This window comes from Pseudomonas massiliensis, assembly GCF_000826105.1.
Classification (GTDB): domain Bacteria; phylum Pseudomonadota; class Gammaproteobacteria; order Pseudomonadales; family Pseudomonadaceae; genus Aquipseudomonas; species Aquipseudomonas massiliensis.
In genome coordinates this window covers 1,150,356-1,164,245 of record NZ_CCYK01000007.1, presented here as the reverse complement: position 1 = coordinate 1,164,245, position 13,890 = coordinate 1,150,356, and the positions used below count along the sequence as shown (strand labels likewise).

General features: G+C 64.6%; 11 protein-coding genes. 8 read left to right on the top strand and 3 right to left on the bottom strand.

Annotation, left to right across the window (positions count from 1 at the left end; all coding sequences use genetic code 11):
* The first annotated feature begins 8 nt into the window (after positions 1-8).
* The 6 genes from BN1188_RS16230 to BN1188_RS16205 all read left to right on the top strand — a co-directional run bounded on the left by BN1188_RS16230 (position 9) and on the right by BN1188_RS16205 (position 6,822).
* Positions 9-866 carry a LysR substrate-binding domain-containing protein gene (locus BN1188_RS16230; protein ID WP_040262437.1) on the top strand — a complete coding sequence of 286 codons (858 nt, stop codon included), beginning with the start codon at positions 9-11 and terminating at the stop codon, positions 864-866.
* Between the two features lie 111 nt (positions 867-977).
* Positions 978-2,018 carry a putative 2-aminoethylphosphonate ABC transporter ATP-binding protein gene (locus BN1188_RS16225; protein WP_040262436.1) on the top strand — a complete coding sequence of 347 codons (1,041 nt, stop codon included), beginning with the start codon at positions 978-980 and terminating at the stop codon, positions 2,016-2,018.
* Positions 2,019-2,029: 11 nt separating this feature from the next.
* Positions 2,030-3,727, top strand: a complete 1,698-nt coding sequence (locus tag BN1188_RS16220) for a putative 2-aminoethylphosphonate ABC transporter permease subunit (RefSeq protein ID WP_088776241.1) — start codon at positions 2,030-2,032, stop codon at positions 3,725-3,727.
* A 31-nt stretch (positions 3,728-3,758) separates the two neighbouring features.
* Positions 3,759-4,586: a phosphonoacetaldehyde hydrolase gene (phnX, locus tag BN1188_RS16215; RefSeq protein ID WP_040262434.1), complete on the top strand. Its 828-nt coding sequence runs from the start codon at positions 3,759-3,761 to the stop codon at positions 4,584-4,586.
* Positions 4,587-4,642: 56 nt separating this feature from the next.
* Complete coding sequence (locus BN1188_RS16210; RefSeq protein ID WP_040262433.1) at positions 4,643-5,662, top strand: putative 2-aminoethylphosphonate ABC transporter substrate-binding protein; 1,020 nt, start codon at positions 4,643-4,645, stop codon at positions 5,660-5,662.
* Positions 5,663-5,679: 17 nt separating this feature from the next.
* On the top strand, positions 5,680-6,822 hold the full coding sequence (locus BN1188_RS16205) for a TIGR03364 family FAD-dependent oxidoreductase (protein ID WP_040262432.1): 1,143 nt from the start codon (positions 5,680-5,682) through the stop codon (positions 6,820-6,822).
* A gap of 143 nt (positions 6,823-6,965) precedes the next feature.
* On the opposite strand, the gene BN1188_RS16200 is transcribed toward BN1188_RS16205, so the two are convergent.
* From BN1188_RS16200 to BN1188_RS16190, 3 genes are all read right to left on the bottom strand, one after another.
* Positions 6,966-7,268, bottom strand: coding sequence for a Txe/YoeB family addiction module toxin (locus BN1188_RS16200; RefSeq protein ID WP_040262431.1), 303 nt, complete (start codon positions 7,266-7,268; stop codon positions 6,966-6,968).
* A complete protein-coding gene (locus tag BN1188_RS16195; RefSeq protein WP_040262430.1) occupies positions 7,240-7,518 on the bottom strand; it encodes a type II toxin-antitoxin system Phd/YefM family antitoxin in 279 nt (92 codons plus the stop codon). Before BN1188_RS16195 ends, BN1188_RS16200 begins: the two co-directional genes overlap by 29 nt.
* A gap of 217 nt (positions 7,519-7,735) precedes the next feature.
* Positions 7,736-8,788: a diguanylate cyclase gene (locus BN1188_RS16190; RefSeq protein WP_040262429.1), complete on the bottom strand. Its 1,053-nt coding sequence runs from the start codon at positions 8,786-8,788 to the stop codon at positions 7,736-7,738.
* A 316-nt stretch (positions 8,789-9,104) separates the two neighbouring features.
* Between BN1188_RS16190 and BN1188_RS16185 the strand changes: the two genes are divergently transcribed.
* Complete coding sequence (locus tag BN1188_RS16185) at positions 9,105-12,113, top strand: PAS domain-containing protein (RefSeq protein ID WP_084596321.1); 3,009 nt, start codon at positions 9,105-9,107, stop codon at positions 12,111-12,113.
* A gap of 130 nt (positions 12,114-12,243) precedes the next feature.
* Positions 12,244-13,887, top strand: coding sequence for a methyl-accepting chemotaxis protein (locus tag BN1188_RS16180; protein ID WP_040262428.1), 1,644 nt, complete (start codon positions 12,244-12,246; stop codon positions 13,885-13,887).
* Positions 13,888-13,890 lie beyond the last annotated feature (3 nt).

Genomic DNA, 13,890 nt, shown 5'->3' with positions numbered 1-13,890 from the left:
GAGCGTCCATGCTGGCACCCGAGCTCAAGGCTTTCTACACGGTGGCTCGCCTTGGCAGCATCACCCAGGCGGCGAAAAAACTCGGCCTGAGCCAGCCCACGGTCACTACCCAGATTCGCGCCTTGGAGGCGCGCTACGGTATAGAACTGTTCTACCGAGGCGGGCGCCGCCTGGTGGTCAGCGAGGAAGGGGCCAACCTGTTGCCGTTGGTGCAAACCTGGTTACGCCAGGAGGCGGACATCGAGTTTCACCTGCGTAACGCCAGCCAGATGCAAGGGAGCTTGCGCCTGGGTGCCACCGCTCCCTACTACGTGCTGGACCTGGTCAAGCGGCTACGGGCTCGCTTCCCCCAGGTCCAGGTAAGCCTGGAGATCGGCAACTCGCAGCAGGTGATCGAAGCCCTGGAAGAACACCGGGTGGACCTGGCGGCGTCCTCCCAGCTGGAGGACGACAGTCGATTCGTGCGTCTGGTGCTCGGCCAGGACCCGCTAGTGCTGGCGGTACACGGTAGCCACCCTCTCGCCGCCCATGCCTGCCTGCCGCCCCAGGCCTTGACCGGTCAGTGCCTGTTGATGCGAGAGGCAGGTTCTACCACCCGGCTGCTGACCGAGCAGATGCTGCAGGCCGCGGGTGTGATCCCGGGGGCACTGCTGGAAATCGGCAGCCGCGAATCCATTCGCGAAGCAGTGTTGCGCAACCTGGGCGTGAGCGTGATCGCTCGCCATGAAGTGCCCCATGACCCGGCGCTGCGGGTGATTGCCCTGGAGGGCGCGCCCCTGATCGCCGAATACCTCTACTGCCTGAAGGACCGCCGCCAGGCAAGGCTACCGGCAGCATTGCTGGCGCTGGCCCGCGAAGCGCAATGAGCGCATGACAAAAAAACCGATAGCAGTATCACTGCTTTTCGATCCGGTGCCATCAAGCGTTAGCAGGCCAAGCGCAGCATAAGCCTCGTTTCCCCCCAACGAGGTACGAGCATGGGCGCGGTCGGTCTGCATATCAATGGTTTGCACAAAGCCTTCGGCGGCTTCAAGGCTTTGGATGGGGTCAGCCTGACCGTCAACCCAGGCGAGCTGGTATGCCTGCTCGGCCCTTCCGGCTGCGGCAAGACCACCCTGCTACGCTGCCTGGCCGGCCTGGAACGCCAAGACCAGGGGCAAATCCATTTCGGCGAGCGCGACGTCTCGACCCTCCCACCCCAGGCGCGTGACTATGGCATCGTCTTCCAGTCCTACGCGCTTTTTCCCAACCTCAGCGTGGCGGCCAATGTGGCCTACGGGCTGGCCGGGCAAGGACGCAAGGCGACACGTGAACGGGTAGCGCACATGCTGGAGCTGGTGGGCCTGGCCGGAAGTGAAGCCAAGTATCCCGGTCAGCTTTCCGGCGGCCAGCAGCAACGCGTGGCCCTGGCCCGCGCGCTGGCGCCCAACCCTACAGTCCTGCTCTTGGACGAGCCCATGTCAGCCCTGGATGCTCAGGTACGTGAGCGCTTGTGCGGCGAGCTACGGCAGCTGCAGCGTCAATTGGGCATTACCACCTTGATGGTCACTCACCATCAGGACGAAGCCATGCTCATGGCCGACCGCATCGCGGTCATCCATCAGGGCCGGGTGGAACAATACGGCGCCGCCGAGCAGCTGTACCGCCAGCCCGCCAGCGCCTTCGTGGCCGGCTTCCTCGGCCAGGGCAACTGGCTGCCGTTCGAACGCGACGGCACACAGGCTCGGGTAGGAGGGCTGAGCCTGACCCTGGCCGCCCCCCCGGCCCATGCCCGGGGGCAGCTGTTCTGTCGCCCAGAAACGGTTGCGGTCAACCCGCCGGTACACGAAGCCAACCTGTGCAGCGCCAGGCCCAAGGGCCTGACTTTCCTGGGCAACCGCTGCCGGCTGGCGTTCGAGCTGGACAACCTTCCCGGGCATACCTTGCATGCCGAGCTATCCGCCGAAGCGACCCGTCGACTGGGCGAAGGGCCGCTGTGGGTCGCCCTGCCACCACACCACTTGCAGGTATTCGCCTGATGAGCCGGGTCATGGCGTGGCGTGCAGCCTCGAGCACGACTTCTTCGCGGCCCGCTGACCTGGCCGATGGGCTACTGGTCGGCGGCGGGCTCACTGTGCTCCTGGCATGGCTATCGCTCGCCCTGCTCTGCCCCCTGCTGGCCATGCTCTGGCGAGGCCTGAGCGATGCCCCGGGGCAAGGCGGAGGCCTGGCGGCGGCCGCGGCACTGTTCGGCAGCGCGCATTTTCGCTGGTTGCTGGGTAACAGCCTAGCGACCGCGGCCACGGTGGTCGGCATTGTGGTGCCATTGGCCTACAGCCTGGCCTATGGGCTGCAGCGCAGCTGTATGCCGTTCAAAGGGTTGTGGCGGGGCCTGTCGCTGCTTCCGCTACTGGCACCCTCGATGCTGCCCGGGATCGCGCTCATCTACCTGTTCGGCAACCAGGGACTCTTGCGGCCCTGGCTGGACGGTAATCTCTACGGCTTCTGGGGAATCGTCCTGGGGCAGGCGATCTACTGCTTCCCGCACGCCCTGATGGTGTGCCTGTCCACCCTGGCCATGGCGGACAGCCGCCTGTTCGATGCCGCCGCTAGCCTCGGTGCTTCCCCATGGCGGGCCTTTCGCACCATTACCTGGCCGGCCAGCCGTCGCGGCCTGTTTGCCGCAACCTGCCTGGTATTCACCCTGTGCGTTACGGATTTCGGTGTGCCAGTGGTGGTCGGCGGGGATTATCAGACCCTGGCCCTGGAAGCCTACAAGGCGGTGGTCGGCCAGCAGCAGTTCGGCCGCGGTGCGCTTATCGGCCTGGTACTGCTAGGGCCTGCGCTGCTCAGCTTCGCGGTGGACCGCTGGCTCGGCCGGCACCAGCGCGACACCCTGGGTGGGCGCGCCCAGCCGCTGCGACCACAGCCAAGCCCAGGCCGCGACCGCGCCTACCTGGCCCTGGCGACCCTGATCGGCTTGCTGTTACTCAGTGTGTTCGCAATGGCGGTGTTCGCTTCCCTGGCGCGTTTCTGGCCGTACAACCTTGCCCCTTCCTTGGAACACTACGCCTTTTCGGATCTGCCCGGCGGCTGGCAGGTGTACCGCAACAGTCTGGCCATGGCCCTGGGTACCGCCGCTGGCGGGGTGGTTTTGGTATTCCTGGCGGCCTGCCTGGTGGAAAAGACCCGCCCCAGCGTACTGACCCGGACCATCGCGTTCTTGAGTTTCATCCCCATGGCGGTGCCCGGACTGGTACTGGGGCTGGGCTACGTCTTTTTCTTCAACCTGCCCGGCAACCCGTTGCATGGCCTCTATGGGAGCCTTGGCTTGCTCAGCCTGTGCACCCTCGCCCATTTCCTCACGACCGCTCAGCTCACGGCCAACGAGGCCGTGCGCCGGCTCGATGGCGAGTTCGAAGCGGTGGCGCTGTCGCTGAAAGTGCCCCTGGCCTGTCATTTCCGCCGCGTCACGCTGCCGCTGGCGCTGCCTGCCATGCTCGACGTGTTCCGTTACCTGTTCGTCTCGGCCATGACGACGGTGTCGGCGGTGATCTTCCTCTACAGCCCGGATAGCCTGCTGGCCGCCATCGCCGTGCTGAACATGGACGATGCCGGAAACGTCGGCGGCGCGGCGGCCATGGGGTCGCTGATCATGTTCACCAGCGCGGCAGCCTCCGTGGCCCTGGCGCTGCTGTCCCGCGCAGCGCTGCGCCGAGCCCAGGCCTGGCGCGGCCAGGCCAACTGATTTTCATACTCTCGCCCACCCGGAGCATTCCATGACCTACCAACGCCCCACTCACTTGCAGGCCGCCATTCTCGACTGGGCAGGCACCGTGGTGGATTTCGGCTCCTTCGCCCCCACCCATATCTTCGTGGAAGCCTTCGCCAGCTTCGACCTGGCCCTGAGCCTGGAAGAAGCCCGCGGCCCCATGGGCATGGGCAAGTGGGACCACATCCGCGCGCTCTGCGATCAGCCCGCGGTGGCCGCACGCTTTGCGCGCCGCTTCGGCCACGCACCTACGGACGCAGATGTGACGGCCCTGTACGAGCGCTTCATGCCCCTGCAGATCGAAAAGGTCGCTGAACATTCAGCGCTGATACCCGGCGCCCTGGAGGCTGTTGCCGCGTTGCGTGAGCGGGGGCTGAAGATTGGCAGCTGCTCCGGGTACCCCCGGGCAGTGATGAACAAGGTCCAGGCGCTTGCGACCGCGGCGGGCTACCGCCCAGACCATGTGGTGGCCAGTGACGAAGTACCCTGCGGGCGCCCGTACCCGGCCCAGGCCCTGGCCAATGTCATCGCCCTGGGGCTGGAGGATGTCGCCGCCTGTGTGAAAGTCGACGATACCGCGCCGGGGCTGCTGGAGGGGCGGCGCGCCGGGATGTGGACAGTCGCGTTGCGCTTCTCCGGGAACTGCCTCGGGCTGAGCCTGGAGCAGTTCCAGGCGCTCTCCGGCCAGGAACGGGCTGCCCATCGCCATCGCATCGATGCCGAACTGGCACCCTGCCGGCCGCATTATCTGATCGATACCCTGGCCGACCTGCCGCCGATCATCGATGCCATCAATGCACGCCTGGCCCGCCGTGAACATCCGGGTTCGGACTGAGCCATCCCGAACTGTCCAGACAAAACCGTCCGCCTCACCCCCACTGGAGCCTTCTTATGTTCAAGCCCGCCGCGCTGGCCGTTTCCCTGTGCCTGGCCCTGGCCTCACACGCCCAGGCCGACACCGAACTCACCGTTTATACCGCCCTGGAGGTGGAACAACTCAAGCCTTACCAGGCCGCCTTCGAGCAGCAGCATCCGGATATCAGGATCAAGTGGGGACGCGACTCCACGGGCATCGTCACCGCCAAGCTGCTGGCCGAAAAGGACCGCCCCCAGGCGGACGTTGTCTGGGGCCTGGCGGGCTCGAGCCTGGCCATCCTTGACCACCAGGGCCTGCTGCTGCCATACGCGCCGGCCAACCTGGCGCAGATCGGCCCGCGTTATCGAGACCCGGCCAATCCGCCCGCCTGGGTAGGCATGGACGTCTGGGCCGCCACGCTCTGCTTCAACACCGTGGAGGCGCAGAAGCAGGGCCTGCCCAGGCCCACCAGTTGGGCCGACCTGACCAAGCCGATATACCGAGGCAAGATCGTGATGCCCAACCCAGCCTCCTCCGGCACTGGCTACCTGGATGTAAGCGCGTGGTTGCAGACCTTCGGTGAAGCCCAGGGCTGGGCCTACATGGACCAGCTTCACCAGAACATCGGCCAGTACACCCATTCCGGCTCCAAGCCATGCAAGCAGGCCGCCGCCGGTGAATTTCCCATCGGCATCTCCTTCGAATACCCGGCCGTGCAACTCAAGCGCAAAGGCGCGCCACTGGAAATCATCCTGCCAAGCGAAGGCCTGGGCTGGGAGATCGAGGCTAGCGCCATCATCAAGGGCACCGCCAAGCTGGACGCGGCACGCAAGCTGGCGGACTTCGCCTCCAGCCCAACGGCCATGGCGTTGTACCGGAACAACTTCGCGGTGCTGGCACAGCCGGGCCTGGCAGCCCGTTTCGAAGACTTGCCGGCCGACTATGAGCAGCGCCTGGTCAAGAACGATTTCGCCTGGGCCTCGCAAAACCGTGACCGCATCCTGGCCGAATGGCGCAAGCGCTACGACGGCAAATCCGAACCCGTAGCCCAATGAGCCGGCAGGAGCCCATCATGACTGAAAAAACCACAGACCTGATCGTAGTCGGTGCCGGCATCCTGGGCCTTGCCCATGCCTGGGCTGCCGCGCGTCGTGGATTGAACGTGCGGGTGTTCGAGCGTAGTCATACCCCCCTGGGCGCCTCGGTGCGCAACTTCGGCCAGGCCCTGGTCAGCGGCCAGGCCCCTGGCCGGATGCTGGACCTTGCCCGCAAGGCACGCGGCCTGTGGGCCGAACTGGCCGGGCACGCGGGGCTGCATCTGCGCCAGCAAGGCTCTTTGCTGTTCGCCCGCAGCGAAGCCGAGGAAGCCCTGCTCGAAGCCTTCCAGGCCGGCCGCGGCAAGGCCCTGGGCTACCGCAGCGAGCTACTGCGAGGCCCGGCCCTGGCGCAGCTGTACCAAGGGCGCTTCGCTCACCACCGGGCCGCGCTCCATGGCCTGGATGATCAGCAGCTGTACTCCCGCCAGGCACTGCCCCAGATCATTGCCTACTTGGCCAAGGAGCTGGGTGTGCGTTTTCATTTTTCGGCCCTGGTTCGCGACCTGGCGCCGGGCAGCGTGGTCACCACCGAGGGCGTGTTCCGTGCACCCCGGGTGGTCGTATGCTCAGGTCACGACTACCAGACGCTGTTGGCCGAGCAGATGGCCGCGCTCAAGCCTCAGGTGTGCGCCTTGCAGATGCTCCGCGCTCGCCCCAGGCACCCTCTGGACCTGCGCCATGCCCTGCTGACCGGCCTGAGCTGTGTGCACTACGGGGCCTACGCGGACCTGCCCGAAGCCGAGGCGATCCGCCAGGCCATACGCCGTGACCAGCCCGCCCTCGAAGCCCATGGCATCCACCTGCTGATCAGCCCTACGCCCCACGGCGACCTGATCATTGGTGATTCCCATGCCTACGGCAGCGATGCTTCGCCCTTCAACGCCGAAGCGGTGGACCGGCTGTTGCTGGAGCTGGCCGAACATACTCTCGGTGGTGAGTTGGAGGTCGTAGAACGCTGGCAAGGCGTGTATGGCTGCCGCGGGCCCGGCCCGTTCAGCGTTACCCACGTGGGCGACGGCATCAGCGCGGTGCTGATGCATACTGGGCTGGGAATGAGCGTGGGGCTGGCATTGGGGGAACAGGTGATCGGGGACCTGTATGGTCCCAGGGGCGAGTAGACCTTGTCCGGAGGAGACGGGCGAAGCCGCAGGCGGAGCTCGCGAAGGCCGTTACCCCATTCGAGAGGTTCGCCCCGCTCCGATGTGGGCTAGCCTGTAAACCTTTCAGATAGGATTTCAAGGTGAGCGCGCTGTCGGCTCATTCAGTAATGAAATCGGCACGCGATCACAGTCAAGGTGCCGGCGCCGTAGTGATACACGAACCGGTGCTCTTTCGTTATGCGCCGGGACCAGTAGCCCGATAAATCGCCTTTGAGCGGTTCGGGCTTGCCCACCCCCTCGAAGGGTGTACGCATGCATTCGCCGACCAACCGGCAGACGCCCGCGTGGATCTTCGCGTCATGAGCGCGCCAGTACTCAAAGTCTTCCCAGCCTATGGCAGTGAAGGATACCTGGACACTTTCAGTGGCTGCCTTTTTATTCTGCTGCTTTTTCTTCTGGGACATCGATCGGAATATCCTTCGTGAACGCTGTCCCGGCTTTGTGCTGGGCAATGGACTCCCGAAGTCTCGAGGCATTCGACGCCGTACCGAGGAGGTACATCGTTTCGTTCATCGAGTTGAAATCTTCCAGCGATAGCAGCACAACGTGATCGCCGCGTTGGCGAGTGATGACCGTGGGCTCATGGTCCCGGCATACGTCATCCATGACTCGCTTCAAGCCTGCTCTGGCTTCGCTGAATGTAAGTACCTGCATGTCTCGTTCCTTCCTCTGACGCCAGAGGATTGCTGCAACCCTTGGGGGGAGGAGCCTGCTGATGTGTTGGCCTTGAAAAACCGTCAGCTTTCAAAGCATCCGGACAGAGTTGCTCCAGTCATCGGGACGACGCCTGCCAGCGGCATCATGGTACAACACCTTGTACGAAACTCAATGCATGCCGAGTCCATTGACCGTAGGTTGGCATACCGACCGTCTATGCCAACGGTAGCTCCTGCAACCAGACCCGATTCTTGCCACTGTGCTTGGCCCGGTACAGCGCCTGGTCGGCCGCGTGCAACCAGTCGCGCTCGCTGGCATAACGGCGCGAATAAGGCACCAGGCCGATGCTCAGGCTGGCTTGGGCGGGTGAAACGCCGTCGGTCCATTCGGCGAAGCGCTTGCGGATATCGTTAAGCTGCTCGCAGGCCTGGCTGACGGTGACCCCGAGCAGGATCACGCAGAATTCGTCTCCTCCGTAGCGCCCTGGCACGGCCTTGGGGCCAAGCCCGGCGCGCAGCAGATTCGCCAGGCGGCCGATCATGGCGTCGCCCACCAGATGGCCATGACTGTCGTTCACCGACTTGAAATCGTCGATATCCAAGAGGGCCAGTATGGCCCCCTGCTCACCCGCGCGGCACTGTTCGAAGGTTTCGCCCAGCCTGGTCATCCAGGCCGCTTGATGCGGCAGGTGGGTCATGCCATCCAGCGTGCTGATGAGCTTGAACGCCTTCTTGTGCTCGGCCAGCTGTACGGCCAGGCGGTAGCTGGCGCTACCCACGGTCACTGGATAGACCCCGAGCATGGGCACGCAGCTGATCATCTGCAGTTGAGTGGTTTCCGGGGCTATGCGCAGGCCCGCCGCGGCCAGACCCAGCATTACCCCCACTGCTTGCAGCCCAAGGGTGGCGCGCAACATGGACGCGCCCCCGGCAGCCACGCCGTTCATGGCGACCATGGCCAGGAGCAACGCGGAGGGCAGAAGGTTCAGCGCCATCTGCCCCACCCAGAACCCGGCGAACAGGCCATCGAGCAGCAGATTGCGCTTCTCGGCGGCATAGGGGTCCGCGCTGGCTCGGCCAAGGCGGTAGGCCAGGGTCGGCCAGCAGAAGGCATTGAGGGCCATCAGCGCCCAGACCCACACTGGCGTATGCCCGCCCTGATAGGCCACGGTGCCGATGAATAGCGCGCTGAGCGCGCAGCCCAGCGCGCGTGGGCCATAGATGCGGCGGGTAAAATCCCGGCCCAGTTCGCGACGGCTGCGTGGCATTGCTCGATCTTTCCTCAATGATCCGAGAGGCTGGCCATGGCGTCGATGGCTCTGCAATGGCCATGGCAGCCAAGCATAGATGCTCGGCGGTCGGATCATGTCACTTTGATATGGAGTGGACAATGGGCCGGCTCGCGCATTCGTCGGCCAGCACTTCGAAGCCGGGCGCTGTCCAAGCCCTGACAGCATCGCGCGGTCCGCGCCCTAGCACCGTCTGCCGAAGGCCATCCTTTAACCGTGCCGCCCGGCGGCGAATCTCTTACACTTGCGCGCCGCAACAGGTCGCGGGGAGCCACGAAGTACCATGGGCAGCTGTATGAAGAGCGAAAGCGACACCCCTTCCACGCCAAGCTTTCTTTTTGGCGGGGGCGAGATGGGCGAACGTATCCGGGCCTTTGCCTGGACGCAGACGCCGCTGGGCGCGCCGGGCACCTGGCCACAGTCACTGCAATCGGCCCTGAGCATCTGCCTCAACTCCAGCTTTCCCACGGCCATCTACTGGGGCGAAGAGCTGCGCCTGCTTTACAACGATGCCTGGGCGCACGTTCCGGCCGAGCGTCATCCCCAGGCCCTAGCCCAGCCAGCCGCCCAGTTATGGCATGACATCTGGTCGGTGGTCGGTCCGCAGATGCGCCAGGTGCTCGACGCGGGTGAAGGCGTGACCGTCTTTGACCAGATGCTGCCCATGCTGCGTGACGGCGTGGTCACTGAAACCTACTGGAACTACAGCCTGACGCCCATACGCGGCGAAGCAGGCGAGGTAGTAGGCATTTTCAACCAGGGGCACGAAACCACTGACAGGGTGCTTCATGAACGCACGCGCGAAGCCCATACGGCCCGTCAGCGCCGAATGTTCGAGCAGGCCCCCGGGTTCATTACCATTCTTCACGGTCCCGAGCATGTGTTCGAGTTCGTCAACAGCGCCTACCTGCGCCTGTTCGGTCATCGGGATTTCATCGGCAAGCCCATCCGCGAAGTGTTTCCCGAACTGGCCGGCCAGGGGTTCTACGAATGGCTCGACCAGGTGTACCGCACTGGCGAGCGTTTCGTGGCACGGCGTACCCCGATTCAGCTTGCCTTCGAAGGCGCTCCTTCCGAGCAGCGCTACCTGGATTTCATCTATGAACCGCTGACCGATGAAGCTGATCGTGTCATTGGTATCTTCTGCGAAGGCTTCGATGTCACCGAGGCACATGTGGCCGAAGCAGCCCTGGCTGCGAGCGAGGAGCGCTTCCGTTCGGCGCTGGAAATCGACACCGTCGGTGCTGTGTTCAGCGATGACCAGGGCGTGGTCGTCGATACCAATGAGGCGTTCCTGCGCATGAGCGGCTACCACCGCGATGACGTGCGCGCTGGTCGTCTGACTTGGCAAGGCCTGACCCCCGAGCCCGGGTGGGACGAGGTACGCCACGCCTTCCTGGAACTCAAGGCTACCGGGGCCAGTACCCCCTACGAGCGCGAATACCTGCGCGAGGACAGCAGTCGCTGGTGGGGCCTGGTGGCGGCGAAGCGCCTGCCGGATGGCACCTGTTTCGAACTGGTCGTCGACATCAGCGACCGGGTACGCGCCGAGACGGCCCTGCGCGAGCAAACCCGCACCATGGAAACCCTGGACCGGATCAACAAGCTGCTGGCCGGCGACCTGGATCTTGAACGGGTAGTGCAAACCGTCACCGATGCCGGAGTGGCGCTGACGGGCGCGAAGTTCGGTGCATTCTTTCACAACGTGCCGGATGAAAGCGGCGAACGCCTGGCCCTGTTTACCCTTTCCGGGGCGGACCGGGAGCAGTTCAAGCCTTTCGGCGGTCCTCGCGCGACGGCCGTGTTCGGGCCGACTTTCCGTGACGAGGGGGTGGTGCGCTCCGACGATATCCTGGCTGACCCGCGCTATGGCCGTAACGCCCCCCATCATGGCATGCCCAGGGGGCACCTGCCGGTGCGCAGCTACCTGGCCGTGTCGGTGGTGTCGCGCCAGGGCGGCGTGCTGGGCGGGCTGTTCTTCGGCCACCCGGAGCGGGGACGCTTCAGCGAACGGCATGAACAGGTGATGGTTGCCCTGGCGGCCCAGGCCGCGATCGCCATCGATAACGCCCGTCTGTTCCAACAGGTGCAAACCGCCAACGAAACGCTCGAACAGCGGGTCGCCCAACGGACCGAAGAACTGACCCAGGCCCATGAGGCCTTGCGGCAGGCCCAGAAAATGGAAGCCGTCGGTCAGCTCACGGGAGGTATCGCCCACGATTTCAACAATTTGCTGGCTGGCATCATCGGCAGCCTGGAAATTGTCGAGCAGCGCCTCAAGAGCGGCCGCCTGGACAAACTGGAGCGCTTCTTCCAGGGAGCCCAGACCTCAGCGCAACGGGCAGCCGCGTTGACCCAGCGCCTGCTGGCCTTCTCCCGACGACAGACCCTGGCGCCTCGCCCAACGGACGTGAACCGCTTGATGAGCGGCATGGAGGAGTTGATCCGGCGGACCGTGGGCCCTGCTATCACTGTGGTGGTGCGGGATACGCCTGACTTGTGGTCAGCGCGGATCGATGCCGTGCAGTTGGAGAGCACGCTGCTGAACCTGGCGATCAATGCCCGGGACGCAATGCCTGAGGGGGGAATGCTCCGCCTGGGGGCCGACAATCTATGGCTCGGTGGCGATTGCGCGACGGCGCTGGACCTGGCCCCCGGGGAATACTTGGCTATCGAAGTGGCGGATACAGGTACCGGTATCCCCACCAATATCGTCGAACGTATCTTCGATCCCTTCTTCACCACCAAGCCCATCGGCCAGGGCACTGGGCTGGGGTTGTCCATGGTCCACGGTTTCGTCCGTCAATCCGGCGGCCAGGTACGGGTCACCTCGAACGTAGGCCAGGGCACCACCTTCACGCTTTACCTGCCTCGTTACACCGGCGAAGTCGTACTGGACACCACGGCCCAACCGGCCCGGCCGATCGAAGCCGGCAGCGGCGGTACTGTCCTGGTGATCGACGACGAGGCCACCGTTCGCATGCTCATGGCCCAGGCGCTGGAAGATGCGGGCTATCGCACCCTGCAAGCCGACAATGGCCCTGCCGGGCTGGAGTTGCTGCAAGGGGCCGGGCGCATCGATCTGCTGCTGACCGACGTCGGCCTGCCAGGCGGCATGAACGGCCGCCAGGTGGCCGATGCGGCCCGGGTGGTACGGCCCGGGCTCAAGGTGCTGTTCGTGACTGGTTTCGCAGAGCACGCGGTACTTGGAAACAACGACCTTGAACCCGGCATGGCGGTACTGACCAAACCGTTCCCCATGGCCAGCCTGGCGGCGAAGGTGAGCACCCTGCTTGCAGATTGAGATCCGGCGCGCCGCGCGTCGGCCAAGCGCCCGCTACGCTTTAGTTTGACCGGGGATCGCCGATGCTTAGAACCACCGGCGGGCCTGGCCCGCACGTAACTTCGACGGCTACGGAAAGGGCTCGATCACTATGGGTTTTATCAATAACGCCAAGCTTGCCACCAAGCTGCTCAGCGCCTTCGCGCTGTGCGCGCTGCTTACCTTGCTGGTAGGTATCATCGGCGGTCGTGGCATCAATCAGGTTGGCGACAGCCTCGATAGCGTGTTCTCCAACAACGTGGTATCCATCCTCAACGTCAACAAGGTTCGCTCGGCGGTCATCGCTCAAAACCGCGATCTCTATCGCTACCTGTCGCTGGTGGCGGCCAAGGCGCCCGAAGCCGCGCGCGCCGAGTTGCTTGGTGTCATGAACGCCAACCGCGACGAAGCCTGGAAAGACTTTACTGCTTATCGCCAAACTCCTCTGGCCGACGATGAACGCGCTGCTGGCGATGCCCTGGAACGCGCTGATTGGAGAGCCCTGCAGGATGCTATCGATCAGGCTGTAACCGTCATTAATCAGGGCAATATCGAAGCGGCTCGGCAGGCCCTTAACGGCACCGTGCTGGAAAGCTACAAGCGCGTGCTCGACGACATCACCGTGATCCGGGACTCCAATACCCGGCAGATCAAAGAGGCTGCTGTTCAGGCCGATGCCACGGCCCAGCATGCTACCTACTGGCTGGTGGGCGTGATCGTTTTCGCCTTTGTGCTCGCCATCCTGCTTGGCCTGATCATCACCCGCGCCATCGCCCGCCCCATTGCCCTGGCAGTGGAATCAGCCCGGCGCGTAGCCGCGGGCGACCTGACGGTTTCCATCCAGGCCGACCGCACCGATGAGACCGGTCAGTTGCTGACGGCCCTGGGCGGCATGCAGAGCAACCTGAAGACTACCATCGAGGAGATTGCCAAGGCGTCCGAGCAACTGGCGTCAGCCGCCGAAGAACTGAGCGCGGTGACCGAGGAAAGCACCCGTGGGCTGACCCGTCAGAATGACGAAATCCAGCAGGCGGCGACGGCGGTGACCGAGATGACCAGCGCTGTGGAAGAAGTGGCCCGCAACGCGGTTTCCACCTCTGAAGCCTCACGCAGCACCAGCCAGGAAGCCGAAACCGGACGTACCCAGGTGCAGCAGGCAGTGGACGCGATCAACGGCATGGCCCGCGAGCTCAATGGCTCAACCGAAACCGTGCACACCCTGGCGGACCAGGTACGCAACATCGGCAACGTGGTGGATGTGATCCGTGGCATTGCCGAGCAGACCAACCTGCTGGCCCTCAATGCCGCCATCGAAGCGGCCCGGGCGGGCGAGCAAGGCCGCGGCTTCGCCGTGGTGGCCGACGAGGTGCGTGCCCTGGCGGCGCGGACCCAGACCTCCACTGGCGAGATCGAGACCATGATCGCCACCGTGCAGGCCACCGCCGATCAGGCTGTACGTGCCATGGGCAACAGCCAGTCTCTGGCCCAGAACACCCAGCACCTGGCTGTCGCTGCCGACCAGGCCCTGGAACGCATCACCCATGCTGTCGCCGGTATCAACGAACGCAACCTGGTAATCGCCAGCGCCGCCGAGGAGCAGGCCCAGGTTGCCCGCGAAGTGGACCGCAACCTGGTCAACATCCAGGACCTGTCGAGCCAGACTGCCGCCGGCGCCAACCAGACCAACGCCTCCAGTCAGGACCTTTCCCGCCTGGCTACCGCCTTCAACCGCATGGTGGCTCGGTTCAAGCTGTAAGCG

Excerpts from the sequence above, each read along its gene's own strand:
- BN1188_RS16230 (WP_040262437.1), top strand. The coding sequence starts at position 9 with ATGCTGGCACCCGAGCTCAAGGCTTTCTACACGGTGGCTCGCCTTGGC.
- BN1188_RS16225 (WP_040262436.1), top strand. The coding sequence starts at position 978 with ATGGGCGCGGTCGGTCTGCATATCAATGGTTTGCACAAAGCCTTCGGC.
- BN1188_RS16220 (WP_088776241.1), top strand. The coding sequence starts at position 2,030 with ATGGCGTGGCGTGCAGCCTCGAGCACGACTTCTTCGCGGCCCGCTGAC.
- phnX (WP_040262434.1), top strand. The coding sequence starts at position 3,759 with ATGACCTACCAACGCCCCACTCACTTGCAGGCCGCCATTCTCGACTGG.
- BN1188_RS16210 (WP_040262433.1), top strand. The coding sequence starts at position 4,643 with ATGTTCAAGCCCGCCGCGCTGGCCGTTTCCCTGTGCCTGGCCCTGGCC.
- BN1188_RS16205 (WP_040262432.1), top strand. The coding sequence starts at position 5,680 with ATGACTGAAAAAACCACAGACCTGATCGTAGTCGGTGCCGGCATCCTG.
- BN1188_RS16200 (WP_040262431.1), bottom strand. The coding sequence starts at position 7,268 with ATGTCCCAGAAGAAAAAGCAGCAGAATAAAAAGGCAGCCACTGAAAGT.
- BN1188_RS16195 (WP_040262430.1), bottom strand. The coding sequence starts at position 7,518 with ATGCAGGTACTTACATTCAGCGAAGCCAGAGCAGGCTTGAAGCGAGTC.
- BN1188_RS16190 (WP_040262429.1), bottom strand. The coding sequence starts at position 8,788 with ATGCCACGCAGCCGTCGCGAACTGGGCCGGGATTTTACCCGCCGCATC.
- BN1188_RS16185 (WP_084596321.1), top strand. The coding sequence starts at position 9,105 with ATGAAGAGCGAAAGCGACACCCCTTCCACGCCAAGCTTTCTTTTTGGC.
- BN1188_RS16180 (WP_040262428.1), top strand. The coding sequence starts at position 12,244 with ATGGGTTTTATCAATAACGCCAAGCTTGCCACCAAGCTGCTCAGCGCC.